We start from the raw sequence: 25,943 nt of genomic DNA, 5'->3' as shown, positions 1-25,943 counted from the left end.
ACCAGCCTCCTTGAAAGCATTCCACTCCTGCAGGTGCCCCGGGCAGTAGTGAATCTCCGGCGCTATCTCAGCAGCATGGCGATTACAGAGGTGCCTATCGCAGGTCTTGCCTTCCCCCACCGGGTAATCGCACTGGTATCCAGTTACACCCCCACAGACAGCGCAATGCGGGCCAAGGTTTCCGCAGATATGGCCCGTTACCTTTCCGTCCTTATCGTGAAGCGGGTAGCACGGCATCAGTCCACCCTCGCCTGCATTTCCTTCTTGAGCCTTTCCACCGACCGAATCAAATCCATCACCAGCGCCTTTTGCTTGGCGGCACACTCCTCCATGGATTCGGGAGTGCTATGCCCCAGCCAAGTCAGAGCTGCTTTAAGCCTGACAATGTGATCGAACGACAGGGCCGTGTCTGACTCCTCATGGATTACGGGGGGCAGCGTCAACGTCACCCACTGCTGCCGCCTTTCCGACATCAGACCGTTAAGGTACGCTGACTCATAGTGATAAACGACATCATCCTCTGACTCGAAAGCCAGCCACTCATCGTTATGGCTGCCATCAAGGATCAGGCCCATCGCTTCGTTATACAGTTCAATCACGCTATCAGGCGGCATCACTCCATCACCCGCCGACTCGCTATCAGAAGCCAGTACAGGAGAGGCCACCAGCTCCGAGGTGTCGCCCTCCAGTATCAGCTCCTCTAGGATGGGGAGAACGGGAACCAGCAAGGATACGGCGCTGTCATCCACTCTACGGAAGATTACCCCCTGTGGGTTCAAGCCTTGGGCGTTAAGCCCCCAGAACAAGTCGCTAAACGAATCGGCGCCAATAAAGCCAATCCAGTCTTCCTTGCAATACAGAGACGATACGAAGTACATGGACATCAGCCCTCCCCCTCAATGAGGGCAGGCCGGGTAATAGCCCCCTGACCTACTCCCAATTCCAATGATTTATCTTTGCCCGCTGGTGGATATGACCAGCTGCCCACCACCAAGCTCCCCCGGAACGAGCGCACGATTGAAACGATGGCCTTGGCCTCATGCCGGGAATCATCGCCTGCGTGGTGCGGCACCCCCTCAAACGGGATCTGGTACTTGGGATCTACCCCCAGCAGCAAGCGCCCCATCCAAACCATGGTTCTCATCGACTGGTTCCGGCGGAAGTGCCACAGACTGGGCGCCCCCTCGGTGCGGCAAGCGTCCTCTATGATGGAGTTATCAAATTCAGGGCCGTTCCCTATCACCTCAATCTCACGGCCACCAGCCTCCATGAAGCGCAGGAACTCGGCCAGGCTCTCCAGGGCCCGGCGCAGGGTACCACGAGGTAAGGCCGGGTCGAACATTTCAGCCCACGCCACCGGGTGCGTCTCTCTCAGCCCTTTCCAGAACGCCAGGGTGCTTTCATCAGTCACTCGGCCAGGTTGCTCCAGGCTCAGGTCAATGCGGGTGTAGAAGTGCCCCAGTTCCTCCCCTGTGAGCACGTTGACCACTGTCACCCCTATGGTGCCAATGACTGCGTGAATGCTCTTGGCCAGCGTCTCAACGTCCAGCACCGCCACATACGGCGTACCGATAGCGTCCCCCCATGGTCTGGGGAGTGGTGCCAGGGAGGGAACCGGCTCGGGTTTGGTCTTGGCCAGGCTGGCCAGCAGCAGGTTCAGCACTTCAGACCGCCCCTCAACCCAGCGATAGGCCGTGCTCTCCGACAAGGTGGAGGCCTCCAGGAACTCCTTTACTGTCAGGCCGTGGGCCGCGCACATTTCACCTAAAGTCATCACTTGCACCTTCCGAACATCTTCTTGAATGAAATCTGTGTATCTATGTTGCCTATCTCTATCTCAAGGGTCGTCTGCTCCGTTATGACCTTGAAGGTGTCCCGCTTGCGCTGCTTCTCCAGGTCGGCCCTGGCGACCGTCTCCCTCTCCGCTAGGGCGGTCAGCTTGGCTAACCCCTCCTTGGTGTTGAAATCAATACCGACCGCTTCCTGGTGCACCTGCAGAAGCTCCCCGAGCGGGTCATCGGCCTGGATGGCTTTCAGCTTCTCCAGGCGGCGAGAGAGACGGGCCCTTTCCAATCTCAGGGCATCCACCAGGATCTGATCACTGCTTCTCGGCTCTGCCACTTAACAGCCCTCCTGGTCGGGTTCGTCCAGGTGAGCCACCTCTACATCCGACATATCGGAGAAAGTCGGGTTGCCTGGCAGGCTGACGCAGTTCACGGAATTGCTCATGCAGATCAGCTCGGTTACTACGGCCCGCAGGTCATCCCTATCGAACCAGTCATCAGCGAGGATCGCCGCAGCAATGCCCCTCAACTCCTTCACCTGGTCACTCAGCTGGCCGCGCCATCCGTTCATGCTGTATTGCACTGGCCGCCCTGCCCCGTCAGGGCCACCAGCTGTACGCTCGAAGGCGGCGCTTACATCAGCAGCCATCACCCCGGCCAGCTCAGGGGACAGCAGGGCGATAACCTGGGATGTGACCCCCTTCGCCTTGTGCCACTGTCCGAAGTAGTGCAGCGATACCAGCTCATGCAGGGCCTTACGCATCACCTCATCGTCCACCGGCTGTATGGTCGCCTGGGGGACGAACTTGATCCCGTCTACGAACACCTCATACAGCATTGCCCTACCCCCAGAACCTTCTCCACCAGCGTTTTGGCCTTCTGGCGGCGGGCCTGCACCTCCGGGCTATCCGGGTCATGGTCGGCCCCCAGGTACTCCCGGGGCACCTTGTTTAGCGCCCTCTTCATCCGGCCAAAGCGCTCGTCGTTCTGCCAGACAGCGCTCCGGGTCAGCATTGGCTTCTGGCCCTTGTTCTCTGCCTCGGCCAGGGTCATCAGCGCTTGCCGATCGAACACCCCCAGGATGTCCAGGGCGCATACTGCAAGTCGGAGATCGTCATAGTCAGGGCGCCCGCCGGAACGGGCCGCCTCGATGATCTCCCCCAGGGTTTTACCCGGCGTCAGCACAAAGCCCCCTCGGCGCTCATGGCTTCAAACTCCATGCGCCCCTCGGCCTGCTTGCCCAGCAGCGAAAAGAGCCCGTACAGCGCTAGGTTTGCGACCACGGCATCATCAACCGCCCGCTTTACCTTGTGAGGCTGACCAACGAGCGCCCCGTCACCATCCAAGTGGTCAAGAACCCCGCTTACCACCTCCAGGGTGTCACCAAACACTTCCTGACGATTGACGATGGATTGCGGGGACAACTCGGGGTCGGCCACGAACCCGTAAAGGTCATCCTCCATGTGCATGTTGTCGATCAACTCCGCCAGCGAATAGTGCAGATTGAACGCCGGCGAGCCGGCTGGCGCACCCTCCATATCCTTCAACAGATCGACAATCGTTGGTTTGTCGATTAAGCATTCGATGCGCTGCAGCAGCGGCTCAATGGCGGGGCACTCAAAAAAGTTGTTTTCAGTTTTCATTGCAAGCCTCCGGGGCTCTGATTGTGTTACTGCATCCACTGCACATCAGGGAACCGTCCTTGAAAGCCCCCTCGTTATGACTCTGCCGGCATACCGGGCAGATCAACACCTCAACGCGCTGGGCCACCAGTGGCTTATCCCCCTCCTGGGGCGGCTTGTACTTGCATACCCACCCACCCACGGCGGGATCGAAAATCTCGGGCCGCAAGCATTTCGGGGTATCCCAGGCGTGATCGAATTGGAATCTGGTCTTTCCGCAGTGCTCGCATTTGCTACTCATCGTCACCCTCCCCAGTCGGACGTAGCGGGAGAAGCTTGGCGTCTCCTGATGGTGGATAGGGCCACGCGCCCACATGGTGGCGATTCATGTCCTTGAAGTATTCAAAGAGAGCCGCGCCATCCAGCCCGAACTGGCCGGAAAGGGTTTGCAAGGCGTGTCCGAACCCTGGGCGCAACAGGGCCAAGTTCGCCAGCGCCAGCAGGATCAGCTGACGATCTCCCTCGTTGGGGCTGACGGCCTTGAGCATGTCGCCTACCCTGTAGTCCCACCAGAACGACCGCACCGACATGTTGCTGTAATCCCCGTCAGGATCGCGCTTACGTAGTTCCTCCAGGGCGCTAGGCTGCTCGTCAAAGGCGCGGCAGAGGGAGTCCTCAAACTCCTGGCGAATAACCTCAATATCCCGAGCCTCATAGGCCGGGGCAGCTGGGGCCGACTCAAGGCCATCCAGCAGAGCCAGCACAACCCCCGGGCTTATAGCCGCAATGAATTTCGCTTTGCTGGCATAATGAGGGTCGAAAGTCCGAGCCCCTACGTGCTGCCCCCAACCTCCAGCGGCAGCCTCCTCGGCCAGCGCTCGCAGCTCTTGGCGCTGCTCTTTCGCTATCACGACACAACCTCCCGGCAGTAAATGAAATACCCGAACCAAGCGACGAACGCTGACAGCAGCGCCAGGAACACGCTTTTTAGCCTCCAAGCATCAATCGCAATGCAGAGGGCAAGGAGCGCACACGCCCCCAGGAGCATCCATATCATTGCCACCTCAATCGCCCCACTCATCACGCCAGGCCTCTTCTGGCGTCTTGCCAGCCTCGTAATCCTGCAGCCAGGAGTCAGCATCGTCAGCGGAACCGCCCTTGGACTCGGCATGGCAGCACAAGAATGAGTGCCATTCCTCAAAGTCACAGTTCTCATTGGTCATCGGTCTAGCCCTCTCTCGTTCGCGTCCCGGGTCATGTGTGTTGTTTGACCCCCTTCACCCAATCCCCTATCTGCACGGGGTTGGGGCCGTTCTTCTGGTGTCTGAACTTGGTGGTGCTGGCCAGGTGGCAAAACACTTTTCCGGGGTGATCCGGGTGATCGCAGCGGCCAAGGCCGAGAATCCGCCAGGTGTCTCCATCCTGGCGAACCTTCATGCCTAGTTTCAGAGTGCGAGGCATAGCCCCTCCAGGTCTGCTCCATTTGCGGCCACTATACCCCCATAATGGGAGAAATAAAACATCCTAACAAGTTTGGGTAATTTTATTTTACCAGCAAAAAGCCCCGCTATTACGGGGCCTAAAGGGAATGGGGAACCTGGGGGTTACTTCTGGGATAGCCGGCGGCTGGTGACTCTGCGCGGCCCTCGCTTCCCCACCTGCAGCTTGGCGCCGCAACCGCTACAAACAGCAGTAAGGGAACCAGCCCGGGACTGGGTGAGCTGGCCGGCGCACCTGGGCCATTAGGAGGTCTCCCGAACCGGGTGAATGCCATGGACACGGCCCAATTTCAGCAGCTCGCAGATGATCATTTCGTTCCTGGTGCCGTAACCCAGCTCGTCCACCAGCTGATCGAAAACGGCCAGTTCGCTCTTGGCCGCCCGCAGGCCGCGCACCTCTGCAATCCCCTTCCTGGCCAGACGCTCCCGGTGCCGGCGGGAGGTTTCCGCCGTGGTGTACCGCCGCCCCTTGGGCCGACCAGGGCCAGCCACCTTATGAATGGTCATTAGCCGGCCTCCGGCTGGTTCAGCAAAGCCTCAAGGTCATTCAAGATTGCCAGCTTGGCCGTCTCTTCGGCCACCATGGCAATGTTCAGCTCCCGGGCCGTGCGGGGCTGGCTACCACACACAGCAGGGCTGACGGGGAGCTTGCGGCGGCGCTCGGCATCAGCTCGGCGGTTATTGATGAACGCCCTAATCGTTGCCTGTTTGGTTGATGTCATCATTTATCGGTTCCTTCAATATTGCAGCCGTCTGTACCGCTGCAGACCACTCTGCTTGGGTCAGTGAGCTGAATTTTCTGGCTGGTCGTTTTGTCTTTGGATGGAAGATCGTCGGCTGCATCAGAGCCCGTCCGTCTCTTCGCTGCAGTTCGAACCACTTCCTGGCCACGCTGAATTTCAAGATGCAGCCATGGCGAGCGGCCAAGTTGGCAACCATCTTCTCTGTCACTCTCGGCGGCTTGTCCCAGGGCGCTACCATCCCGCCGGCCAGCTGATCCTTAAAGTCAGCCAGGATCTTCCTGCCGATCTCTGTCACCTGGAACAGCTCGCCATGTGCTGTCCTGTCGGCGACTTTGGTGATCGCGCCTTCCTTCTCCAATCCGGCGGCTGTCTGGCCGGATATTTTGAGAATCGCCTTCTCTCTATGGCCCACCAGCTCAATGATGTAGGTTCCTGTGAGGCAGATAAGGCGGTCGGCCTTCACCATCAAGGTACTGTCACGGCGCAGTAGGTAGCGGCCTTCTGGCATCAGGGCTGATAGAGCTTCGTAACGCTTTTCGGTCATGTTCATTGGCACAATTCTCCGGGGGCTGGGGAGTTTTCCACTTATGGTCGTGCCGGTGATCGGGCATCCGTTCGCCCATGGCAAGGGCCCTATAGAGGCGTAAAACCCGAACCGCATCCTCCCACCCGACACACAAAGCGCAGTAGTACCCACGTTTTGTTAGGTTGTTCAGAGTGCCGATTTGGTCATCAGAGGCCGAACCACCAGCAGCTTTCAACTCAATACGGGCTCCATGATACACCCCAGCCGGCCAGTCGATAAGAATGTCAGGGTATCCGGCCTTGGTTCCCTCTGCTTTCAGGTCGGCGCCAGTCTTGGCAGAACGCAGCCCACCATTCGGAACAGCACTCATTGCGTCATACAGCTCGGGATCTTCCAGCTCCATGCAGTGGAATACCCGAACCTGCTCATAGTGCTCTTGCTGGCCCTTCTCCTTGCTGGGATCTTTGGCTATCACTGCCAGCGCCACGGCATGAGGGGACACATAACCAGGCTCTCCACGGCGCGGCTTGGCCTTGCCGCCCTTCCCTTTCTTGGCTTGGCCACCAGATGCAGGGGCCCCCATGAGATCACCGAACGGACGGCCAGAGCCGGCGGCTATCCCCTTCTTGGCCCACCCATCACGGCGGGCCTGTTGCGTCATCACGAAATCAGCACCGAACCGGGACATTACTTGCGCCCCTTGCGCTTGCTGCTCCTTGCGATCTGACTCGACCGGCGAGAGTTGCGAGCTTCCCGGCGGCTCCGCTCGTGCTCAGCCTCGGCGATAACGGCGATGGCTTCCGGGTTCTCGAGATGCGCGTAACGTTTGGCGGCCAGGTCGCCGTCATCCATGGCCTTGGTCATCTTCGCGGAGTCCATGGCCTGCATGTGCTCTATGATGGCCGGCCATTCCTCTTTTGGCGGCATGACCGCCTTGGCCACATCTACCACGCCATCCACTCCCGGGATCGTGGCGCTGAATGACGGGAAGATCAGGTAATACTCGCCGTCCTCGTTCGGTTCGGCAGATAGCATGGTCACGCACCCCAGGCCGCCCTTGGTATTCCACCAGCAAAGCGGGGTGTTCGGGGCTATCGTGTGGCTGTCGGCACTCTGCAGGTGGTCAGGGCTCAGGGCCATGATCGTCAGGCGGCCAGTGTCGCTCTTGTACTCGGGCTGGTTGTTAAACATGCGCAGGGCCATCAGGGCGTAATCCAGATCCAGCTTGTTGGCCATGCAGCGCCCGTGCATTTCCTTGAGCAAGCCGGCGGCCCGCTCCTCTGCCACGCCGGCAGATTCAACCAGCTGTTCCAGGTTGTTGATCTTGGCGCGATAGGCGCCCAACACCTCATTGGTGCCGTCATTCTTCTTGGTAATACGATCAAGTTCCTCCACCAGCCCAGGAACCCGCTTTGCCTGGTTGCGCAGCTCGGCCAGCTCGGCCTTGGAGATAGCTGTCATCCCATCAGCAACAGTCGTCATTTGTCGGCTTTGCTCGGCGAACTGGGCCGCTTGCGCTTCCAGGGCGTTTTTCTTGGCCACATCGGCCCGGGCCAGGCTGGCTTTCGCTTGCTGCAGCTCCCGCGCCTGGTTGCCGTTGTCGGCGGTCAGCTCTTCGACCTTCTCGCGCAACTCCTTACAGTTGCCCTGCAGCTCGGCCATGGAAGCTGTCAGGCGCTCGCGGCTCTCTTCGCTATGCTTCAACCGGGCATTGGCATCAGCTGCCCTGCCGGCGGCGTCACCGGTCGCCTTAACCTCTGCCAGGGCAGCCACCAGCTGCTTCTCCAGATCGGCAGCCCGGGCCTGCAGCTCCACCACCTGGCCGGCTACCAGCTCCAGGGCTTCCTGCTTGGCCTGTAGCGCGGCGCTGGAGGCCTCCGCAGACTCACCACCAAGGCGGTCAAGCAAACGCTGCTGACCGGCCAGCTTGGCGCCGGTCGTGGTCAGCTCGGCAGTCAGGCGAGCCACCTCTCCACGCAAAGAGCTCGCAGCCCTCTGGTGAAGCTCAATCTCGGCCTCACCCTCTGCAACCTTCGCGTTCAGGTCGTCGATGATGATCTCGGTCAGCTTGTCTTTCTGGATAGACAGGCTCCCATCAGTGGGCTGCATCACAGCAAGGGGGATCTTTACGAAATAACGTTCTTCCGTCTCTTGTTCAAAGACAACGGAGGTATCAACAGCTTGATTCATTGCGGCCTCTAGGTCAGGAAAAGGAGGTTTGAGTAAACTTGTTAGGATGTTAACAGGGAGGGCCTTTCGGGTCACGCGCAATATAAATTCAGGGAACAAAAAAGGGGCCTAAGCCCCCTGTTTTAACTATTCATGCCGCACGGCTCGAAAAGCCCACCAGCCATCTTCCCTGAGTCGCTTAGCATGGAACACCACCCCCGGTGCGGCCAAGGCAACCTCCAGGCATTGAGGATGGCTAGTAACCGTCATTAAGCGATCAAACTCATGAGGCTGTAACCCAAAGATCTCCATAGCCTGCTCCTTCGTTCTAGCTGCCACGATTGCTATCACATGATCGAAACCAAGCCTCGGCGACTGCCCTCTCCATACCGTCAGACCCTCTCGATTAGGGGATTCGGCCTCATCAGCTGCTTGCCTCTTGCAGAGGGTTATCCCGGTTCCCTCTAGGGCCTCGGTTACATCCACCTCCTGAAAGTCCACGGCGGCAAAGGTCTTGCCGGCCAGGTAGGCCACCGGCCACGGGATGTCGGTCGCCCTGGTCTTGTTCTGGGCCAGCGCTTCATCCCTGGTGAACGTCTCGGCATCGGTCAGGTTTGCCGTGTAGCCGGCGCCGCCCTTCCTCCACCAGCTGATCATGTTGCCATCGTGGCCCCGGCCATCCTGCAGGTAGAACCGGTCAGTTTGCTGGTGGATGCACTCTTTCAGCCCCACCTTGACCGCCTCAATGATCTTGCAGAGCGTGACATACTTCTGGTTTGGCACCTGGAGTGCGGGCGGTAGCGATCCCTCATACCAGCAATCGCCGTACAGTGCAGACATAAGCCCGTAGTCGCTGCAATGGCCTTCCCCAATTTCCACCTCTTGCGCCCGATCATAGAGATCCCGGGCCATGGTCTTGTCGAATTGATCGGTTCGGCGGTATGCGAATACCTCCTGGCAAAGCGCCGCCCGCAGCTCATCCATATCCGGGTTCAGGATCTCCGGCTTGGCATCGTTATCGAGATAGCCCGCCAGGTATGGCACCCCGGCATCAACGAAGAATTGCTCCACGCTCCGGTCACTCATCGCCGGCCAGGCCGACGACCAGGCTTTCCCCCAGCTCTCAATGGTTATCTTGCCCTTGCCGGGTTCGTAGTTTTCCAGGTACACAGTGATCGGGTCGAGATCGTCGGTGGCCGGTATCCTGATACAACTCACCATGGAGGTTTTGATGCTCATAGCGCCACCTCTATCGTCTCGGCGGTGGCGATCTCCGCCCTAAGTCTCGGGGGCACTGCAATCTTGATGGCTCGTAATTTGTCAGTCATTTCGCTTCGCTTCTGGTTGTCCCGGCTCATGGCCGGGTTGCTTCGGTAACGGGATTGCTCGTCCCAACAGAGCCATTGTAATCCCGCGCTGAGGCGGATTGGAATAGGCGCCGGCCAAATGTGGCGCTACTTATGCAAAATATGGCGCCAAGTTTAGAGTGCTCTGGTTCACACACCAGGACAAATATGGCGCCAAATTCAGCCAAAAGGGGTTGAATTGAGACGATTAAGGCCACACCATTTAAATTAAGGGCCTGAATGTAAAAATAAGGCGCCACAAATGGCCGTGAACGACCAACCAGCAAGAGGGTTACGGCCAGTAATGGCGCCACATTTTTGATATTAAGGCCCAACTAACATTAATTGGCGCCACTTTAGGCCACAAAAAGGAGGTCACAGCCTCCCCACCTAACCTATCAGACTGGCCGCTCAGCCCTGACTAGACCGGATATGGTCAGCCACGGATCGGATCAGTGCCAGGTTATCGGCATCCTTACCAAGTACCCGGCGAGCAAAAGCAGCCCCCTTTGACATGTGCTTTCGCCTGGCCAGTTCAGCCATCACGAACTGGCAAATCATCGTCTTTCTCACTCTCACACCTTCGCCTCAAATATGCAGAACAGGGCCGCCAGCGCGACCGGAATGAGGGCCATGGCGACCCCCTTGGTAAACTCCATCAAGCGACCACCTCCTGTAGGCGAAACTCGACTACCTTGCAGCGCCGGAACCCACTCTTGCCGACATAGGGCACAGCCCTTACCTTCCTGGTCGCCGTTCTGGATGAAAACACCCCATCCTTCACCAGCTCGTTAAACACGAATCGCAGGCCGGAAGCATCTAAGCCCATCTTCATGCCAAGCCCCATATCCATGGCCTCCGGTATGGTGGCCCTGCCCGCTTCCTTTACCAGGTTGATCGCCGCGACCTTGCGCAGCGCCTTGTCTTTGATAGTCATGCAGTCACCTTGAATGCACGGCCTGGATAGGAGGTGATCCCGTCCGGGTAACGAATTACCAGGCCCAGGCAAAGAGCAACCTCATGCTCCGCCTTGGCGCCCTTGCTGTCCTGCCAGCCGGGTAAGAGAACCAGCTCATCAGCCATCCCCAGCATGGGCAAACAGAGCGTCATGTACTCGCCGTACTCCAGGCCCTTCGGGAGGGTGGTCGGGTTGAATACGATGCGCCCCGCCTTTTCCTCTTTGTAGGTGGCCAGCGCAAACGCTTCATGGTTGTCGTTGGGCATCCCAGTTACCGGCCCCCCGACATACACGCGCTTTTTTCTCTCGCCGCGATCTTTTCTCATGCTGATCATGCCGCTCATTCTGCCGCCGGCGTTATCGAGGCGAAGATCCCATTCCATCCCAGAGTGGTTGCCAGGCCCCACTGGTTGCCGGCCCGGCGTACCACCTCGCCGCTCTTGAACAGCTCATCAAGGGCACATGAAACGCTCTTGGCTTGGCCGTCACCCTCGGGGCCGGCCCGCAGCTTGCGCAGCTCAGGCATGGTCAGCGGGCCGTGCTTCTTGAGCATGTCTTTCACCCATTCAGTGTTCAGCTTCCCCTTGATCATCACTCCCCCTCGACTAAGGCTTTCAGGTTCTTCATAACGGCATCGCGGCGGCGACCCCAGTCCATCTGTTCAAATGTGAGTTTGTGCCCCTGGCTCTCGGATAGGATGGCCATGGCATCGACCACCAGCGGCAACAGGTTTACCGGCGTCTCGCCTTCATGCTTGGCCACCAGCGCCATGGAGTGCACCACCTTGTTCGAAGCCAAGGCATCTTCTGCCATACCGACACGGTGCCGCAGCATGTTGATCTCGTGCATGTCCGCCCGGGCCTGGTTATGCGCCTGCTCCAGGTCAACCTCCAACGTCAGACACATCATGCAGGCGCTCATACCGCACTCCCAACTCTCGGCAGGGCGGCGCGGATCTCGGCTACCAGGTGCGCGGGCAATACAGCCTGGCCATTGGCTGGCAAGGCCTCAGCGATCTTGGCCAACATCTGCAGATTGTGAACCCCCTTCATCGGGTCAATCTGCACAGCTCGGCCCACCTCGCCATGGAATATCCAGTCAAAGTAGTTATGAGTCAGACAGCATTTGGAGATCGCAGTAAGCAGCTCGGCAGATACCTTTCGGGAACCCGTCTCGTAGTGCTTGAGGGTCGCATGAGGGATACCCAGCCACTCCCCCATTAGCCGGCGACTAGCGCCCAGAACCACATCCCGCACGAAGCGCAGGCGTTGGCCGATCTCTTTGCATTCAGGCTGACTGATAGCCACGTTGCCGGTACCGGTTTTTTTCATTGTTACGCTGCCTCCTGGCTGCTTGTAATTCGGAGCTGGCTGACGGCGCTATGTACTCGAGACATAAACTCGGACATAGCCACCAGCGAGGCCTCCAGGGCGGCGCCCTTTGTGGTCGAAGCGTCTACATCAACAACGTGGGTTGAACGCACCTCGACCAGAACGACACGGCGCAGAGTGACAACTCGCATAGCGGGGAACACATCGCAGCCGTCCATGATGGCCACCGGGGAACCTCTGTGGCCGAACACCACGCCGGCGACCGGGGAAAAGTCGTTTATACGGTCAGTCACACCGACCGGAAGCAGCGACTCCATGTATTCGGTGCCGGCCTTGGATACAGCGGCCAGCAAGAGATCGTGCTCATCCGACATTGCCTGGTTAACCGCGCTCACAATCCGCGACTCGTTCATGTACTCGCACATCAACTACCTCCAGTGCCCGCCACCATTGAACCGGGACAATCTTCTTTGTCTCCGCACAAATCACGTAATCCGTGCGGTCTACTTGGTCGCCAAGGGCGTACCACCCGGGGCGGTTGCGCCGGGTGAACATATCCAGCTTCTTGATGTCATTGCCGAACAGCCGTTCAAGGCGCTCATACACTTCGTCAGGCTTGGCGCTATGCTCGCCAACAATCGCCTCAATGACCTGGTGCACTCCCTTGTCTTGCCGTAGAGAGGCCGGGGAACCCTTGACGCCGATCAGCACAATCTCGGCACAAGCCCGGGTGTATGAGCCCATCCCCCAGAACCAGTAATCCTTGACCACGGCCATTACCAGAACAGGCGTGACCACCTTGGTAACGGCCCGCACCCGGATCTCTTTCTGGCCTGAAAATTCCTTGATGATGTGCTGACGAATCCGGCGAGCTACGTTTTCCCAGTGCCTCTTGGTGCGCTTAACCCAGATGAACCCAAAGGTGCTGTATTCAAAGCCCCAGGCTCGGAGCAGATCTATGGAGTTGGCCAGCTGGGGGCCCGTTGTCCACATCATCAGGCAGCAATCTTTGGCGGCGTAGTCGGCCACGTTCATTGCCTTCAATTCTTCGAGCGACATGGTGCTGTAATGCCGCTCCGCTCCCCCTCGGTTACGCGATTTGTCGTTGTAGCGCCAAGGGGGATCGGTATGGATTAACTCGAATTTCATCAGGCGGCAGCCTGCAGTCCCTCAAGCGGGTTGATCTGTACCGGAACGGTCACTCCGCCAGACAGAATCCAAATCGCATACGGCGCAATGGCGGGGGCAGTCCAGAGAGCAGCCATAGCCTCTTTGGAACCAAACTCCCGGTAATCCAGCTCGTAGTTCTTGAGGGTGGTGGGCGGGATACCCATTAGATCGGCCATGGCCGGGCGGGAAATCTCCAGCTTCTCGTCACGCACATAGCGAAGGCGTTTACCGACAGTGGTCAGGTCATCAAGGCCAGTTTCACGTTTCATCTGTATATCTCCATCAATCATGTTTCGAATGGTGTTTTTCGCAGAAGGCATATTCTTCCAACTGCTTCATCCTTGTTTCTCGGAGCTCTATCTCTTCCTCCGTCCACATGGCTTTAAATTCGTTGGCTTGCCGGTTCAGGGCCTTGTACTGCAGTCGGAGTTTCTTACCCCCCGCCAGCAATGCCCTGATCACCTCTATCGGGTCATCCAGCTCAAACCCGGTGCCGTGGCACTCGGCGCATTCAGATTTACCGAATAGCCCTTGATACATCCCCTTATCACAGAGGGGACAGGGCCGGAGCGGCTTGCGGCCCGGCTCTTTTTTGTCATCAGAACCAGGCTCATCTAGCAGCGCCAGACCATCAAGGATAGAGCCGTGCTTACTCTCTCTGGCTGCCTGCAAAGCCGCCTGCTGGCTGCGTTTGAAATTAACGCTATCAGTCATATGGCCCTCACAGTCAGCCCTAATCGACGGGCCGCATAATAACGCCATCTGGCTCCAACCTCAACATCCTAACAAGTTCATTTGAGAATTTATTTCTGGATAAACGCCCCAATTGTGACTTTGATCCAGAAAATGCCAATTGGCACAAATTGTTAGGATGTTTTCTTACAGGGAATGGTGTAGATTGGCTCCATCGGCAGTCAGACGGCTACCGATACAGAAGCGAAGCAGAAGCAACCCTTAGACCGGAGCAAACGATCTATGAGCATGATTGACCTTTTCACCATCAAGACCCTCACCGACCTTGAGATGTTTTCCAGCAAGATCCTGGGGATGAAGATTCACCACAATCAGAAACGTCTGTGTATCGAGAAGGCTACCCGCCACTGGCTCAGTACCTGCAACCAGTAACCCTCCCCCCAGAAATGCAAAAGGCGCCACCTCGGCGCCTTTTTTGTATCCGTTCGCCAGGGCCGCCGTGATCAGCGAACCGGCCCCTTATGATCCGCCAGGGTGAATCCTTACGATCCCCCTTCCGATCAGCACCACCAAAACTGAGAGATCCAGCAGGAAACACCAGGCCATAAATCTGGGTCATAAAAGGGCTTGATTTCCTTATGATCCTCCTAACAAAGACCTTGAACAAATTACCTAGAACCAGATCTAGAACACGCGCAAAGAGCGCGATCCGCTTGATGCGGTCACGGTTTAATCGTCTACAGGAAGGGGGGAATACAGCGGAATATCCAGAGGTAGAAAATTGGCAAAAAAAATCCCGCTGATAAACAGCGGGTTACACCCTTAACGGGTTGGATCTCTTACTCGATCACCGAAAGATCACGTTGCATGATCATTCAGTGATCGAGTAGAGTAATCCGGTCGGCAGGCATAGTGTCCAGCTATGCAAGCCACCTAGACAAACCATCTACAATTCATCTAGGCGCCAGTCCTAGTACGAGATAAACCAGTTCTGACGGGGCGTTAGCCTTATCAAGAATTATACTGGTTTACCTGCCCGTACTCAAGTCTGCCGCCGCAAACGAGAATGCGTTATGACTTTTGTCCAAAGGCCGCATCACTGCGACTTGATCAATGCCATTTCAACGACCATTTCCACGGACTATCCCCATACCCGCTTACTGCTGGCCATAGCCAAGTTCTCCCGTTGTGAACAAGGCGTTTGGAAGGCTTGGCCATCTATCAGCACCCTGCGCGACTTGTGCGGTTACAAAGATGATCGCAACGTCCGGGTGGTACTGGCCCAGCTGGAAAAGTTCGGCCTGATCTCCATCTACCGCCGGCACAAAGCATCGAACCTCTACACGCTCCATCCCTCCCAAATCTCCCTGTTCGACCCCGTAAAGCTCAAGCTGCGCAAGATCAAAGACCGGGCCACCAGCGGCCTGAAAGCCCTTCTCTCGGCGGCCAAGCAATTCCTGCAGCGGAAACAGCAACTCACCAAAGACGGCGTTTACCTCGACCACGATGAAGCTGATCGGGTTGCCACGGCAGAGGCCAAGGCCATCGCCAGCAAGGCCAAGTTCGGGCAGAGCGGCGCTAAGCGCCCGCCGGCAACCCAGTACCGCGGGCCCAGCCGCCAGGCTTTGCAGATGATTTTCAATTCCCTTACCTACCAGCTAGATGAAGCCATGCAGGCTGGGAATGAAGGCGAGATCGCCAGACTGAATATCGCCAAACAGGAAGCCGAGGCCAATCTCGCTGCATACCGAGGATGAGTGAACAGGCCTACCGGGGCAGGCCTGGGGACTGATTAGCTGCGGGGCCGGAACGGGTTCGCAGTTGGCAGGAAGCTGATCGCGTTTTTGGACGGGCCTTTCCCTGCGGGAGTACGAGATACTGTAACAGGCTGACGGCCACCGATCGGCAGGGTGCCAAGGTCGGTACTGGAGAAGGATTCGAGCAAGGCACGGAACACCTGCGCATCCTCTGGCGTGTTCATGTCCACCAGCGCCTTCCGCTGCGTCTTGGTCAGCATCAGGGGCATGGAATCCAGCGCCTCCAGGATCATTTGTTGACGATCCCCCACGGCCTTGACCTGTTCGGCCCGGGACGCTTCCAGGTCGCGCTTGAGATCAGCAGCCTCCCCCTGCGCCTCGCTTAGCATTCCCTCCATCATCATTACGTCGATCTGGTAGTTGCAGACCTCCCGGGCCTTCTCCGACAGGCGGCCCCAGCTTTCAAACATCGGCTGTAGGGCTTCGGTATCAAAACCGCGCTGGCCAAGGGTCATGGCGATCTGATCGGTGGCCTGCGAACCGACCGATTCAAACATCGCCCGTTGCCGTTCCAGGGGGACAAAGTTGGGTTGTTTAACGTAGTCGCAGCCGTGGTAAGTCCGGGCGTATGCCGGCCCGCCTCGCGCCAGGCTTTCAGATCCCCCGGTCGCCCAGCTCCAGCCGCCGGCGTTGTTCTCGATCATCGCCTGGACAATCAGGCCCGGGGCAGTATCCAACACCTCTTCTGAGTGGGACACAATCCCGCTATCGTCTACGTCAATGGCCACCGTCCGGTTCGATGGGACGTTCTCGATCACGACAGGCTTGCCGCTGACCATCACCACTTCCACCTCTGGCAGGGTCAGCTTGTCCGCCATTTCCCGGCGGCCATGGCCAAAGTAACCGTACAGCTCGCCGAGCCGTAGCCCTTCCTGCGTGGCCTTCGACTGGATCATGGCCTTTACTGCGTGGAGGACGTAGCGGCGGCCATTGCCGCCCATTCGCCCCTCGTTTTTCAAATCAAATTCGTCTGTAACAATGACTGGCATGTGGTTTTACTCTCCCAGGATATTGATGATTTGCTTGTTGATCAGGGGGGCTAGAAGTGCCTCCCACTCGCTCTGTTTGATGGGGCGTTTACCAACGGACTCCATCATCCCGTCCATCCCCTCTTCCGCCGGCGCTGCAGCCAGCTCCGATAGAATTTTGTTGGTGGTTTCAGGGTCGAACCCGGCAGCCTCGTTAAGGACTTTTTCCTTAAACGTGTCGGAGTGTGAGAGCTGGCCGTTCTCGATCATGTCGAGCAGCGTGGCCAGGCTCAGGGCCCAGTTGGTGCGGTACTCGCGGGACTCGGATTCTTCGAGCTCGATAGCGGTATTGAGGGAGTGGAATTTCACGACGATCGGACGGGCTTCGCCGGCGGGGAACACCTTGCCGAACTTGTTGGCCATGTGGATGTCGATCAGGCGATTGATAGCAGATCGAAGGCCAATCCTGATCCAGTTCGCTCGTTGCGCGGCTTGAATGCTGGTACGGAAAAAGCCGCCATCCCCCAGGCCACCGGATAGCAGATCGCTCCAGCCGAGCATGGATGGGTCAATCCCCAGGCCGCCAGACATCCGCTTGAGGTGGAACATGACATCCTCGATGTGCTGGATGTCAGGGCTGATCACCTGCGTATCTATGTTCACGCCACCCTTGGAGCCGCCCATCATGGGGATCAGGCGGTTGATGACCGTGGGGATGAGCCCGTTTCGCTTGCTCCTGGTGGCCATGGCCTCCATGTCCCGGCGGAGCTGGGAACCGACCAGGTTCAGGTAGTTGGCCGACTGCACCGGGTCTAGGTTATCCATACCGAGCGTCACAAAGCGGTCTATCCGGCTGGCGTTGTAGCGGGAGCCTTTCAGAGAGCGCAGCGCCTCTGTCAGGTCGCACCAGGCCGGATAGCAAAACTCCAACAGGCTGGTGCCGTAGTCCTGCGTTTCCGTGGGAACCCGGTGATACAGGTCGTCATAGAGGCTGTATTGCTGGCCGGTCAGGTTTACCGGCTCAAGGTGGATCTTGGGCTGCCAGTAGGGGATACGGAGGGCCACCAACTGCCAGGGCTGCACCAGCTTGATAGCGCCGCCGGCGCCCTTCTCTTTCAGGTACTCCGAGGTGAAGCCGGCACAGCGCCCGCCGCGCACGTACTCGCGGATCTGGCTGGCCATCGTGTACCAGCTCGACTCAATGCTTTGAATGCCCTTCCCGACCTCTGCATAGGGCCGGATGTAGTGCGTCCCAAACACCGCCATGTTCTTACACCAGCCCGGGGCGCCGGCGTTGATCATTTCACCGAGATCCCCCATTAGGGCGGCGGCCAGTTCGGCGTCCTCTGGCGACTTGGCCTCAATGCTCACGCATAGGCCAGTCTTGGCGTTGACGCTCAGGGCGTGGCTTATGTGCATGTCGATACCGCCAGACAGCAGCGGATCATCAGCCATGTCCTGCAGGTGGACGTACTTGGCAAAGCGATCATCTGGCAGGCGCTTGTCTGCCATCCACTGATCGCCGTTGGCACTGGCACCTTGGGCGGGATCTGTCGATTCGGCCAGGCCGTTGGCGTTCCAGATAGTGCCGGAGCTGCCCGGGCCAGACTGTAGCGGGATGTTGTGGTTGTTGGCGTCGTCAGGGTTGAACCCGGCGAACGCCTGTTTCAGGAGCGCGGGGAGCCCCTTTTCAGTGATTTTTGCCATACCGCCCCATGGGTGAGGTGGCAAGACTGGGGAGTGGTTTTTAGGGGGCAATAATTTCAATCTACATACTTGTTAGGATGTTACCATTTACCGCGCCAATATAACTACAGCGGAGGATTGGTAATGCAGCAAACTAAAATCGCGGTCATTGTATCTGCGATTATTGGGGTGTCGAGAACCAGTGAATTACTGGCCATTCTTGATGCCTATTACACCCCCCAGGCGGCCGACGATTCGACGGTCGTTTTCGGGGTGCAGAAAGTACCAGGGCGCTCCATCGAGAGAGAGCGTAAAGAGGCCAACGATCAAGCGCTGGCCGTGCTGGCCAGAGTCGGGGATGACCCGAGCAAACTGACCGAGGAAGATCGCGCTGCGCTGCGCAAGTACACCGGCGAGGGCGGGATAGGCGGCTCCCAGGATGAGTATTACACCCCCCAGTTCGTGGCCGAGGGTGTTTGGGACGCCGTGGCGGCTATGGGTATGGGCCCGGGGAACTACGTTGAGCCATCATGTGGCGTGGGTGTGTTCAACGGAACCAAACCCGCCGGCGTGATCATCACCGGCGCCGAGCTCAGTGATACCTCTGGCCAGATCAACCAGCTGCTCCACCCCGATGACACCATTCACACTGGGGCCTTTGAGACGCTGGCCGTAACCACCGAAGATGGCACCTGGGACGGCGCCGTGGGCAACGTGCCTTTTGCCTCCAACCGGGCAGGCCTGGCCGACAAAGATCCCGAGTACCGCGACATCAAGTATGTTGACCAGTATTTCATTACCCGGACGCTGGATAAGCTGCGGGGCGGTGCCCTGCTTTGCATGGTCGTTCCCCCGCGCATTATCTCCCGGGCCGCCTGGAAGAAATGGCGTGAACAGCTATCCCTGAAAGCCGAGTTTCTTGGCGCCCACCGCCTCCCCTCTGCCACGTTCGGCGAGAACGGCACCGACACCGTTACCGATGTGCTCGTTATGCGTAAGCACCCGGACGAGCTCGCGGCCCTGATAGCCGACCGCAAGACGGCAGATCTCAAGGCCGCCGGCGTGATCTGGGATACCTGGACAAGCGGGAAGTGGTTCGAGAGCTCGGAAGGTAAGCGCTTCATCCACGGCGAGCAGAGCGTTGGCACCTTCCAGAACCGACTGGAAGTGAAAGCCGGGGCGATCACCGGCGCTGACATCAAGGCCAAGCTGGCACACAAGTTTGAATCCCGAATCGACTGGCTGGCCCTGGAGCTGGTGGAACCCCAGATCCGCACCTGGTCAGAAGGGGATGAACGGCTTATCAATGGGCGCTGGCGCCGTCTTATCAATGGCCAGTGGCAGGAGGTATCCCGTACCGCCGCCGATGGCAACACGATTGATAAGACCGTGTATGGCGTCGATAACCTGGCGACCCTCCAGCGCATCATCGCGAACCCGGCAGCCGCCCTGTCGCTTTCGTACAACCAGCTGGTGGCCGCACAACAAGATTTCCCGTCCCTGTTCGAGGGGCAGATCAAGCAGGCCATGGCCATGGCTGCAGAGCAGGAGCCCAAGCACCGAGAACGAGTGCTGCGCGGGACGCTGATCGGGGTGAATATCCAGTCCCTGGCCGCCATGCTGGCCAGTACCGGAGAGCTCCCCCAGGAAGAAGCCGGCATTCTGCGCCAGATGGTTTCCCAAGAGGTGGCCCGGTTCGGTGCGGCAGCTGCAGATCGGGATCTGTCAGCCCTGCGTTATGGGCCGGTCGCCTCTGCCTGGCAGTCCTTTGTCCAATCCACAGACGCCAACGGGAACCTCTCTGACCTCCTGAACGGCAAGGTGGAGCGCGGCAATACCATCGCCTTCGACAACACCTCCGCCGAGCAGACAATCGCCTATCTCTATGGGGTCAAAGACCTCAACCCGGTCGAGCTGTCCGACTTCATCCAGGTATACAAGGGCACCGCTACCCCTACCCTGGCCGACCTGGCCAAGATAGAAGGCGTGGCCATCACCCCGGATGGAATGCTGGCCCCGATGGATCGGGCAACCTGCGGGAACGTGGTCGAGTCGGTTGCAGGCCTGCGCCGAGCCATGGCGACCACCAGCGACCAGAGCTTGCTGGACAACTTCCAGCGCCAGCTTGAGGCCATCGAGGCGAAGCGAACCCGCAACAAGATCGATGACATCGAGATCACCATGGCCGCCAAGTGGCTGCCGCGCCGCTATGTCATGGAGTACCTGAAAGACCGGGGATACCTGCACTTTGGGTATGGCAAGGTCGTCACCAATGAGGATGGCTTCCAAGAGCTCGATGGCGAGTACGAGGGGGAGGACGGCATTTTCTGGGGGTATGAAACCCGGGAAGATCTCAAGAAGAAATCACGCAGCGGCAGCGCCTTTGAGGTGCAGCTGGAGCACTACCTGAACGGCGGAATCGTCTCTGGTGGCTCACTGGAAGGCACCGCCGGCCACATGTCGCGGATCGCCGCCCTGGAAGAGGATTTCGGCACCTGGATTCGCCAGCATGACGAAGCCGACAAGGTGATCGACACCTACAACGATACCTTCCATGGATACATCGCCCCGGAGCACTCAGACGCCGATCTGGGATTGACCGCGGTCGCCGGCGAGATAACCCCCTTCCCCTACCAGAACCAGGCAGTGCGCCGCATTTCCGAGGACGGCCGAGGCCTGCTGGGATTTGGTACTGGCCTTGGCAAAACTACCACCGCCTACATGCTGGCCGCCTACAACATCCAGGTGGGCCGCTCGAAGCGCACCGGGATCGTAGTGCCCAAAGGCGTGCTGGAAAACTGGTATCACGAAGCCATCGCCTCCTATGGCCGTGAGTACCTGGAGAATTGCTTCTTCCCGGGCCTGGATGTGGTTGTTGGCAAGGACGGGCAGATCGAAACCGTCCCCGTGCTCGATGACCAGGGCAACCCGAGGATGGGCAAGGATGGCAACCCGCTGACCCGGGACAAGCTCAAGCTGGCCAACAAGGCTACGCTGGTCGCCCGGATGAACCAGATCCCCCACACCAGCAAGAAGATCGTGATCCTGACCAAGGAGCAATTCGCCGAGCTGCCTTTGCGAGAGGATACGGTTGTTGAGCATGTTGACGAAATGCTGCTGGTGGGTCTCAGTTCTGGCTACTTGGAGCGGGAGGCCAACAACCATCGCGCCGCCGCCAAGAAGGCCAACTTCAAGGACAAGCACAGCAACACCGGCACGGCCAAGAAGAGCGAGTACCCCTATTACGAGGACTGCGGCTTTGACTCGGTGATCGTCGATGAGGCGCACAACTACCGGAACACCTACGAGGTTAACCGCCAGTCGGCATCCCTCGCGCACCTGCCCAAGCCGAAAAGCGCCAAGATGGCCATGGATATGCAGGTGAAGATGAGCTACCTGCAGCGCCGCAACCACGGGCGCGGCCCGGTGCTGCTGACGGCCACCCCAACAGCCAACTCCCCTTGTGACATCTTCAACATGCTGAACCACATCATGCGTCCGGACGAGTGGGCACAGTACGGGATCGGCGACATCAACGACTTCATCAAGACCTTTGGTGAAACAGAGCTGGTGGAGGTGCAGAAGCTCACAGGGGAGATCGAAATGCGCCAGGGCCTGGTCGGGTTCAAGAACCTGTCCGGCCTGCGCTCCCTGTTCCATCGCCACTGCAACCTGAAATCCGCCAAGGATGTCAGCGACGAGGTGAAGGTGCCCGACCTGGAAGAACACCAGATCGACATCGACATGACCGCCGAGCAGGAGGAAATCTATGAAGAGCTGCGGGTCAGGGCCGAGGCCATCAGCGAACCGGACGATGACGACACCCCGAAGGAAAGCATTTTCTCCATCATCGCCGACATGGATCGGGTGGTAACGGATCTCGATCTCTACTACAAGACCATCACCTATCTGATCCCGGCCAGCGAGCACGACAAGCTCAAGAAGCTGGTGGCCGATCTGCCGGAGACTATCACGCGCAAGGTGCCCGCATCGGCCACCAGCGACGATGACGACCTGGACGATTACGCCGGGGACGGCAAGACGGTTTCCCTGGCCTTCACCGCTGACGCCAAGATCACCCACGAGGGGGATGTTCTGCGCCTGGTGGTGCGTGACGCTTTCGAGCCGGAGGTGACAAGCCGCTTGGCCAAGTTTGGCATCGACACCCAGACCGTGACGCACCCGATGACGCCGAAGTATGCCCGCCTGGTTGAGAACGTGCGGGAATCCTACGAGAACGGCGGCAAGCAGATCATCTTTGCCGAGGATAAGCGCCAGCATGAGAAGCTGCGCCGCCTGCTGGCTCACCACCTGGACATCAAGCCGACCGAGATCGGGATCATCAACGCCGACACGGTAGCCGGCAAGAGTGATTTCGTGGATGAGAAGGGGAAGAAGGTCAAGGATGTGGAGCCGCTGGCCGCCGCCTATAACGAGGGCCGCTTCCGCATCCTGATCTGCAACAAAAAAGCCGAGGTGGGTGTGAACTTACACCACGGCACGACCGACATCCATCACCTGACCCTGCCCTGGACACCGGCGAGCATCAAGCAGCGGAACGGCCGTGGCGCTCGCGTAGGCGCATCCCAGAGCAAGGTTAGGGTGCACTACTACATGGGCAAGGGCTCTTTCGATGAGCACCGCCTGGCGACCCTCAAGCGCAAGGCCGAATGGCAGTTCGAGATCCTGCAGCAAGGCGGGGCAGAGCGAGCCAGCAACGCCAACGTGGCAGACTCCGCCGAGGTGGGCCTACTGCTGGCCAAAGACCCGGACGAGCGCAAGCGCAAGGTGGAAGAGGCACAGAAGGAGGCACTGCGCCGGATGAGCGAAGCCGCCAGCAAGCGGGCCAACATCGACCTTCACAACTACCTCAAGGCCTCACACGACCTGGCGGCAGATCGGGGCACCCTGGAAGTCTCCGCCGCCTCCGCCAAGGCCGACCTGGAACAGTTGCAGTCAGAGATTGTGTCTCTGCAGAGCGGCATTGAGAACTACCAGGAGCGAGTTGAGCGAGCCGCGCAAGAAGGCTACTCCGATAACTGGTCACGAGTGCAGGTCAAAGAGAAAACAGCAACCCTGAACCGCATCCAGAAAACCCTCCCGGCCGCCCGCCAGCGCCTGGCGGTAGCAGAGAAGCGAGTTGCCCGACTGAACAGCGCTGACGCCATGTGTCGCCGGCTGCGCGGGGAAGTGGAGCGAGCCATCAAGAGCGGCACTATCACCGCCCCTGTCGATGTGCTCGACCACGGCGATCAGTACCTCACCGATGGCGTGAACCTGATCCAGAAGGGCCGGTTCTACACCACCACCACCAACATGGTGGTTGAGGTGAAGAAAATCCACTTCGATACCAAAGTCGCGGTATGCCGAATGGTCTACAAGCCAGGCGCGGCAAGCTATGAGCTGGACAAGGAAGTGGTTCTGACCCCTGCCTCATTCACAGGGGAAACGAGCTACTCCACGAGCGAGATCACCCTCATGCGCAAAATGCTGAACGCGATCCCGGTTGATGGCGTGGCCACCATGCTCACCGAATCCCAGTTCACTGAGTACCTGGTAAGCGGGCACCTCAAGCTCACCGGCGCCGATTACTACCTGGTTCGCACAGAGGACGGCTTCGCATCGGAGTATGTGGGATATGGGAACATCAAGAGCAGCCTGGCCAAGCAGGTTGTCTACCCTGCCCCCAGCGATGGCGAGAAAGCCAAGGTCGCGGCCTGGTGCTTGAAGAACCGCGACCAGATGAGCGAATACGGCGGCCTGGGCAAGTACCTGAAAGCGATCTTCGGCAAGAACCACGTTACCGCCATCGAGGCCCACGGCCAGACCGCTCCGGAGCAGACCATCAACGAATGGGCGGCACAGCAACGGGCGGCCTACATCGAGACGCCGGAGGCACAGGAGGCCTGGGCCAAGGCAGGCGATAGCGGCGCGAGCCCCTACTCTGCCCAATGGGCCTGGGGCTATGAGAAGTTCGCCGGCAAGGCTATCCCCAAGGCGTGGGACAACAAGGGCGCTTTCCAGGACGCTGCTGAGAAGGTTAAGCGCGATATGGTCAACGAGTGGGGCGCCGAGGTGGAAGCTATCAAGGCTCGCCGTTCTGAGGCGCTGATCGCAGAATACACCCTTGGCCAATCCCGGGCACCGGAAGAGGGCCGGGGCGAGCGCCTTGCGAACCTGCGCACCCTGGGCGATGTCGTGCGGGCCGATGCCCTGATCGTCAAAACAGACCTGTCCAGCGAATCCCCCTACTCCATCGGTGGCCAGTTCGACATCCACAAGGCCATGGCCGACATGGACGCTATCGGGATCTCTGCCGCTGGGCTGCTGCGCCGGCAGTCGGGCCAGAACTTCACACAGACCGATCTGAACCGATCCTTTGAGAATGCCCTGGGCGAGCTCACCAAGACCCGCAACAACCCGCTGGAGGCCTGGGAAGCGGCCAGGAAGGCGAAAGAGGCACCGGAGCCGGCACCGGCCCCGACCGCCGAGAAGGTGCAGGAGGCCAAGACCACCATCGCCATGGCGAACACTGAGGAACAGGAGATCAACGGCGTCACCGTTCGCCCTGCAGCTGGAGAGCTGGTGCTGATCGGCAAGTACAAGCGCCAGACCAAGCTACCAGGTGAATGGATGGGCCTTCATGACCCTGCCGGGTTCGCTGGCCCCCTGTATGCCGCCAAAGAGCAGCTGAAAGCGAAGTACGGCGCCAAGTATGCCAAGAACGGGAACGACCAGTTCCCCGACAGCTGGTGGTTCATTCCAGCCAACACACCCATTGAAGAACTGAAAGCCCTGCTGGGAGAAGCAGCATGATCACGGATACCATCAAAATTGCAGATGAGGAGCTGGAGGCCATGCTGGCCGAGGCATCTAATGACCTGGAGGGTGGCCAGCTGGCCACCCAGTACACCCGGGTGCTGACCGAGCTTATCAAGAGAGATCCGCGTCAGTATCGCAGTTATGGGCCCTACTGGTGGCCGCTTAAGTCGATGCTGATCAGCCAAGGTGAGGCCTCAGAGATTGGCACCAAGCTGGAATCTGGAACGCTTGAGCACTATACCCACAAGACCCCGGATCTGACAGTTTGTGCCGCTTGGGCATATCAGCAAACCCAGCTGGATAATGGCCAGCTCTACGTTGCAGATCACCAGCTAGATCTTGAAGACGGCGAGCTCTACGAATACAGCATCTACGACAAGGAAATGGAGATGCTGATCAGCTATCAGGGGGGGCAGTAAGCTCAAAAATACGAGGGGGCAATAGCCCCTTCATTCATATCGAAAAGTTGCCTTTACTCAGTAGACGTTCTGCGTGTTCACCCATATGACCATGCTCTGTGGATGTCGGAAAGTTGCCTTTCATACACTGCTCTCACTGGTTTCCCCCTGCAGTTCTCTGGCTTGGCTGGCCAATAGCCTCTCTTCCTTCCGATCGTGTTGAAAAGTTGCCTTTAACGTGGTTGCCTACCGGCCTTAATAGGCCGTCGTGCCTTATTCGTTCATGTCGAAAAGTTGCCTTTAAACGTTAGGGTCGAAAAGTTGCCTTTTGATGGCGCTGGACTTGTCCTCCATTTGTCCACCAGCATCACCGCCTATGGCGCGCACTGCAGGAAACGAGAGGAATTGCGG

General features: G+C 58.7%; 30 protein-coding genes. 4 read left to right on the top strand and 26 right to left on the bottom strand.

Going from position 1 to position 25,943, the window contains the following annotated elements:
- Positions 1 to 236 precede the first annotated feature (236 nt).
- From AC1P02_RS22295 to AC1P02_RS22180, 24 genes are all read right to left on the bottom strand, one after another.
- Positions 237 to 884, bottom strand: a complete 648-nt coding sequence (locus AC1P02_RS22295) for a hypothetical protein (RefSeq protein WP_485185709.1) — start codon at positions 882 to 884, stop codon at positions 237 to 239.
- The gene (locus tag AC1P02_RS22290) at positions 884 to 1,774 is read right to left on the bottom strand and encodes a 3'-5' exonuclease (RefSeq protein ID WP_485185707.1); all 891 of its coding nucleotides are present in this window, start codon (positions 1,772 to 1,774) and stop codon (positions 884 to 886) included. The genes AC1P02_RS22295 and AC1P02_RS22290 overlap by 1 nt, the downstream gene beginning before the upstream one ends.
- The gene (locus AC1P02_RS22285; protein ID WP_485185706.1) at positions 1,774 to 2,121 is read right to left on the bottom strand and encodes a hypothetical protein; all 348 of its coding nucleotides are present in this window, start codon (positions 2,119 to 2,121) and stop codon (positions 1,774 to 1,776) included. Before AC1P02_RS22285 ends, AC1P02_RS22290 begins: the two co-directional genes overlap by 1 nt.
- Positions 2,122 to 2,622, bottom strand: a complete 501-nt coding sequence (locus AC1P02_RS22280) for a hypothetical protein (RefSeq protein WP_485185704.1) — start codon at positions 2,620 to 2,622, stop codon at positions 2,122 to 2,124.
- Positions 2,601 to 2,969 (bottom strand): hypothetical protein, encoded by a 369-nt coding sequence (locus tag AC1P02_RS22275; protein WP_485185703.1) that lies wholly within the window; start codon positions 2,967 to 2,969, stop codon positions 2,601 to 2,603. The genes AC1P02_RS22280 and AC1P02_RS22275 overlap by 22 nt, the downstream gene beginning before the upstream one ends.
- Positions 2,963 to 3,427, bottom strand: coding sequence for a hypothetical protein (locus AC1P02_RS22270; protein ID WP_485185701.1), 465 nt, complete (start codon positions 3,425 to 3,427; stop codon positions 2,963 to 2,965). The genes AC1P02_RS22275 and AC1P02_RS22270 overlap by 7 nt, the downstream gene beginning before the upstream one ends.
- A 272-nt stretch (positions 3,428 to 3,699) precedes the next feature.
- The gene (locus tag AC1P02_RS22265; RefSeq protein WP_485185699.1) at positions 3,700 to 4,317 is read right to left on the bottom strand and encodes a hypothetical protein; all 618 of its coding nucleotides are present in this window, start codon (positions 4,315 to 4,317) and stop codon (positions 3,700 to 3,702) included.
- Between the two features lie 153 nt (positions 4,318 to 4,470).
- Complete coding sequence (locus AC1P02_RS22260) at positions 4,471 to 4,629, bottom strand: hypothetical protein (RefSeq protein ID WP_485185697.1); 159 nt, start codon at positions 4,627 to 4,629, stop codon at positions 4,471 to 4,473.
- Positions 4,630 to 4,660: 31 nt separating this feature from the next.
- Entirely contained in the window at positions 4,661 to 4,867 is a 207-nt protein-coding gene (locus AC1P02_RS22255; RefSeq protein ID WP_485185695.1) for a hypothetical protein, read from the bottom strand.
- 281 nt (positions 4,868 to 5,148) lie between these two features.
- Positions 5,149 to 5,412, bottom strand: coding sequence for a hypothetical protein (locus AC1P02_RS22250; RefSeq protein WP_485185693.1), 264 nt, complete (start codon positions 5,410 to 5,412; stop codon positions 5,149 to 5,151).
- Positions 5,412 to 5,630, bottom strand: a complete 219-nt coding sequence (locus AC1P02_RS22245; RefSeq protein ID WP_485185691.1) for a hypothetical protein — start codon at positions 5,628 to 5,630, stop codon at positions 5,412 to 5,414. Before AC1P02_RS22245 ends, AC1P02_RS22250 begins: the two co-directional genes overlap by 1 nt.
- Positions 5,599 to 6,198: a hypothetical protein gene (locus tag AC1P02_RS22240; RefSeq protein WP_485185689.1), complete on the bottom strand. Its 600-nt coding sequence runs from the start codon at positions 6,196 to 6,198 to the stop codon at positions 5,599 to 5,601. The genes AC1P02_RS22245 and AC1P02_RS22240 overlap by 32 nt, the downstream gene beginning before the upstream one ends.
- A complete protein-coding gene (locus AC1P02_RS22235; protein ID WP_485185687.1) occupies positions 6,125 to 6,862 on the bottom strand; it encodes a VRR-NUC domain-containing protein in 738 nt (245 codons plus the stop codon). Before AC1P02_RS22235 ends, AC1P02_RS22240 begins: the two co-directional genes overlap by 74 nt.
- The gene (locus AC1P02_RS22230; protein ID WP_485185685.1) at positions 6,862 to 8,364 is read right to left on the bottom strand and encodes a hypothetical protein; all 1,503 of its coding nucleotides are present in this window, start codon (positions 8,362 to 8,364) and stop codon (positions 6,862 to 6,864) included. Before AC1P02_RS22230 ends, AC1P02_RS22235 begins: the two co-directional genes overlap by 1 nt.
- 126 nt (positions 8,365 to 8,490) lie before the next feature.
- Positions 8,491 to 9,582, bottom strand: coding sequence for a phiTE_072 family protein (locus AC1P02_RS22225; RefSeq protein WP_485185684.1), 1,092 nt, complete (start codon positions 9,580 to 9,582; stop codon positions 8,491 to 8,493).
- 765 nt (positions 9,583 to 10,347) lie between these two features.
- A complete protein-coding gene (locus AC1P02_RS22220) occupies positions 10,348 to 10,626 on the bottom strand; it encodes a hypothetical protein (protein WP_485185682.1) in 279 nt (92 codons plus the stop codon).
- Positions 10,623 to 10,991 carry a DUF4406 domain-containing protein gene (locus AC1P02_RS22215; protein ID WP_485185680.1) on the bottom strand — a complete coding sequence of 123 codons (369 nt, stop codon included), beginning with the start codon at positions 10,989 to 10,991 and terminating at the stop codon, positions 10,623 to 10,625. Before AC1P02_RS22215 ends, AC1P02_RS22220 begins: the two co-directional genes overlap by 4 nt.
- Positions 10,988 to 11,239: a hypothetical protein gene (locus AC1P02_RS22210; protein WP_485185678.1), complete on the bottom strand. Its 252-nt coding sequence runs from the start codon at positions 11,237 to 11,239 to the stop codon at positions 10,988 to 10,990. The genes AC1P02_RS22215 and AC1P02_RS22210 overlap by 4 nt, the downstream gene beginning before the upstream one ends.
- Positions 11,239 to 11,568: a hypothetical protein gene (locus AC1P02_RS22205; protein WP_485185676.1), complete on the bottom strand. Its 330-nt coding sequence runs from the start codon at positions 11,566 to 11,568 to the stop codon at positions 11,239 to 11,241. The genes AC1P02_RS22210 and AC1P02_RS22205 overlap by 1 nt, the downstream gene beginning before the upstream one ends.
- Positions 11,565 to 11,978 (bottom strand): helix-turn-helix domain-containing protein, encoded by a 414-nt coding sequence (locus tag AC1P02_RS22200; RefSeq protein WP_485185674.1) that lies wholly within the window; start codon positions 11,976 to 11,978, stop codon positions 11,565 to 11,567. Before AC1P02_RS22200 ends, AC1P02_RS22205 begins: the two co-directional genes overlap by 4 nt.
- A gap of 2 nt (positions 11,979 to 11,980) precedes the next feature.
- Positions 11,981 to 12,403, bottom strand: a complete 423-nt coding sequence (locus tag AC1P02_RS22195; protein WP_485185672.1) for a hypothetical protein — start codon at positions 12,401 to 12,403, stop codon at positions 11,981 to 11,983.
- Positions 12,360 to 13,127, bottom strand: coding sequence for an MT-A70 family methyltransferase (locus AC1P02_RS22190; RefSeq protein WP_485185670.1), 768 nt, complete (start codon positions 13,125 to 13,127; stop codon positions 12,360 to 12,362). Before AC1P02_RS22190 ends, AC1P02_RS22195 begins: the two co-directional genes overlap by 44 nt.
- Positions 13,127 to 13,417 (bottom strand): helix-turn-helix domain-containing protein, encoded by a 291-nt coding sequence (locus tag AC1P02_RS22185; protein ID WP_485185668.1) that lies wholly within the window; start codon positions 13,415 to 13,417, stop codon positions 13,127 to 13,129. The genes AC1P02_RS22190 and AC1P02_RS22185 overlap by 1 nt, the downstream gene beginning before the upstream one ends.
- Positions 13,418 to 13,430: 13 nt before the next feature.
- Positions 13,431 to 13,862: a hypothetical protein gene (locus AC1P02_RS22180; RefSeq protein ID WP_485185666.1), complete on the bottom strand. Its 432-nt coding sequence runs from the start codon at positions 13,860 to 13,862 to the stop codon at positions 13,431 to 13,433.
- Between the two features lie 267 nt (positions 13,863 to 14,129).
- Between AC1P02_RS22180 and AC1P02_RS22175 the strand changes: the two genes are divergently transcribed.
- Both AC1P02_RS22175 and AC1P02_RS22170 read left to right on the top strand, forming a co-directional pair.
- Positions 14,130 to 14,273, top strand: coding sequence for a hypothetical protein (locus AC1P02_RS22175; RefSeq protein ID WP_485185664.1), 144 nt, complete (start codon positions 14,130 to 14,132; stop codon positions 14,271 to 14,273).
- A 641-nt stretch (positions 14,274 to 14,914) separates the two neighbouring features.
- Positions 14,915 to 15,598, top strand: a complete 684-nt coding sequence (locus tag AC1P02_RS22170) for a helix-turn-helix domain-containing protein (RefSeq protein WP_485185662.1) — start codon at positions 14,915 to 14,917, stop codon at positions 15,596 to 15,598.
- 35 nt (positions 15,599 to 15,633) lie between these two features.
- Here the strand turns inward: AC1P02_RS22170 and AC1P02_RS22165 are convergent, their stop codons facing one another.
- Both AC1P02_RS22165 and AC1P02_RS22160 read right to left on the bottom strand, forming a co-directional pair.
- Positions 15,634 to 16,647: a hypothetical protein gene (locus AC1P02_RS22165; RefSeq protein WP_485185660.1), complete on the bottom strand. Its 1,014-nt coding sequence runs from the start codon at positions 16,645 to 16,647 to the stop codon at positions 15,634 to 15,636.
- 6 nt (positions 16,648 to 16,653) lie between these two features.
- Positions 16,654 to 18,333 (bottom strand): hypothetical protein, encoded by a 1,680-nt coding sequence (locus AC1P02_RS22160; RefSeq protein WP_485185658.1) that lies wholly within the window; start codon positions 18,331 to 18,333, stop codon positions 16,654 to 16,656.
- A gap of 123 nt (positions 18,334 to 18,456) precedes the next feature.
- Between AC1P02_RS22160 and AC1P02_RS22155 the strand changes: the two genes are divergently transcribed.
- Both AC1P02_RS22155 and AC1P02_RS22150 read left to right on the top strand, forming a co-directional pair.
- Complete coding sequence (locus AC1P02_RS22155; RefSeq protein ID WP_485185656.1) at positions 18,457 to 25,128, top strand: DEAD/DEAH box helicase family protein; 6,672 nt, start codon at positions 18,457 to 18,459, stop codon at positions 25,126 to 25,128.
- Positions 25,125 to 25,553, top strand: a complete 429-nt coding sequence (locus AC1P02_RS22150) for a hypothetical protein (protein ID WP_485185654.1) — start codon at positions 25,125 to 25,127, stop codon at positions 25,551 to 25,553. Before AC1P02_RS22155 ends, AC1P02_RS22150 begins: the two co-directional genes overlap by 4 nt.
- The last annotated feature ends 390 nt before the right edge of the window (positions 25,554 to 25,943 follow it).

The organism is Aeromonas sp. TS_SC_11 (assembly GCF_057318915.1).
This window is presented reverse-complemented; position numbering and strand designations above follow the sequence as displayed.

Excerpts from the sequence above, each read along its gene's own strand:
- AC1P02_RS22215 (WP_485185680.1), bottom strand. The coding sequence starts at position 10,991 with ATGAGCGGCATGATCAGCATGAGAAAAGATCGCGGCGAGAGAAAAAAG.
- AC1P02_RS22180 (WP_485185666.1), bottom strand. The coding sequence starts at position 13,862 with ATGACTGATAGCGTTAATTTCAAACGCAGCCAGCAGGCGGCTTTGCAG.
- AC1P02_RS22270 (WP_485185701.1), bottom strand. The coding sequence starts at position 3,427 with ATGAAAACTGAAAACAACTTTTTTGAGTGCCCCGCCATTGAGCCGCTG.
- AC1P02_RS22170 (WP_485185662.1), top strand. The coding sequence starts at position 14,915 with ATGACTTTTGTCCAAAGGCCGCATCACTGCGACTTGATCAATGCCATT.
- AC1P02_RS22225 (WP_485185684.1), bottom strand. The coding sequence starts at position 9,582 with ATGAGCATCAAAACCTCCATGGTGAGTTGTATCAGGATACCGGCCACC.
- AC1P02_RS22260 (WP_485185697.1), bottom strand. The coding sequence starts at position 4,629 with ATGACCAATGAGAACTGTGACTTTGAGGAATGGCACTCATTCTTGTGC.
- AC1P02_RS22250 (WP_485185693.1), bottom strand. The coding sequence starts at position 5,412 with ATGACCATTCATAAGGTGGCTGGCCCTGGTCGGCCCAAGGGGCGGCGG.
- AC1P02_RS22165 (WP_485185660.1), bottom strand. The coding sequence starts at position 16,647 with ATGCCAGTCATTGTTACAGACGAATTTGATTTGAAAAACGAGGGGCGA.
- AC1P02_RS22210 (WP_485185678.1), bottom strand. The coding sequence starts at position 11,239 with ATGATCAAGGGGAAGCTGAACACTGAATGGGTGAAAGACATGCTCAAG.
- AC1P02_RS22235 (WP_485185687.1), bottom strand. The coding sequence starts at position 6,862 with ATGTCCCGGTTCGGTGCTGATTTCGTGATGACGCAACAGGCCCGCCGT.
- AC1P02_RS22245 (WP_485185691.1), bottom strand. The coding sequence starts at position 5,630 with ATGATGACATCAACCAAACAGGCAACGATTAGGGCGTTCATCAATAAC.
- AC1P02_RS22160 (WP_485185658.1), bottom strand. The coding sequence starts at position 18,333 with ATGGCAAAAATCACTGAAAAGGGGCTCCCCGCGCTCCTGAAACAGGCG.
- AC1P02_RS22255 (WP_485185695.1), bottom strand. The coding sequence starts at position 4,867 with ATGCCTCGCACTCTGAAACTAGGCATGAAGGTTCGCCAGGATGGAGAC.
- AC1P02_RS22230 (WP_485185685.1), bottom strand. The coding sequence starts at position 8,364 with ATGAATCAAGCTGTTGATACCTCCGTTGTCTTTGAACAAGAGACGGAA.
- AC1P02_RS22240 (WP_485185689.1), bottom strand. The coding sequence starts at position 6,198 with ATGAACATGACCGAAAAGCGTTACGAAGCTCTATCAGCCCTGATGCCA.
- AC1P02_RS22280 (WP_485185704.1), bottom strand. The coding sequence starts at position 2,622 with ATGCTGTATGAGGTGTTCGTAGACGGGATCAAGTTCGTCCCCCAGGCG.
- AC1P02_RS22190 (WP_485185670.1), bottom strand. The coding sequence starts at position 13,127 with ATGAAATTCGAGTTAATCCATACCGATCCCCCTTGGCGCTACAACGAC.
- AC1P02_RS22205 (WP_485185676.1), bottom strand. The coding sequence starts at position 11,568 with ATGAGCGCCTGCATGATGTGTCTGACGTTGGAGGTTGACCTGGAGCAG.
- AC1P02_RS22200 (WP_485185674.1), bottom strand. The coding sequence starts at position 11,978 with ATGAAAAAAACCGGTACCGGCAACGTGGCTATCAGTCAGCCTGAATGC.
- AC1P02_RS22195 (WP_485185672.1), bottom strand. The coding sequence starts at position 12,403 with ATGTGCGAGTACATGAACGAGTCGCGGATTGTGAGCGCGGTTAACCAG.
- AC1P02_RS22175 (WP_485185664.1), top strand. The coding sequence starts at position 14,130 with ATGATTGACCTTTTCACCATCAAGACCCTCACCGACCTTGAGATGTTT.
- AC1P02_RS22295 (WP_485185709.1), bottom strand. The coding sequence starts at position 884 with ATGTCCATGTACTTCGTATCGTCTCTGTATTGCAAGGAAGACTGGATT.
- AC1P02_RS22185 (WP_485185668.1), bottom strand. The coding sequence starts at position 13,417 with ATGAAACGTGAAACTGGCCTTGATGACCTGACCACTGTCGGTAAACGC.
- AC1P02_RS22150 (WP_485185654.1), top strand. The coding sequence starts at position 25,125 with ATGATCACGGATACCATCAAAATTGCAGATGAGGAGCTGGAGGCCATG.
- AC1P02_RS22155 (WP_485185656.1), top strand. The coding sequence starts at position 18,457 with ATGCAGCAAACTAAAATCGCGGTCATTGTATCTGCGATTATTGGGGTG.
- AC1P02_RS22290 (WP_485185707.1), bottom strand. The coding sequence starts at position 1,774 with ATGACTTTAGGTGAAATGTGCGCGGCCCACGGCCTGACAGTAAAGGAG.
- AC1P02_RS22220 (WP_485185682.1), bottom strand. The coding sequence starts at position 10,626 with ATGACTATCAAAGACAAGGCGCTGCGCAAGGTCGCGGCGATCAACCTG.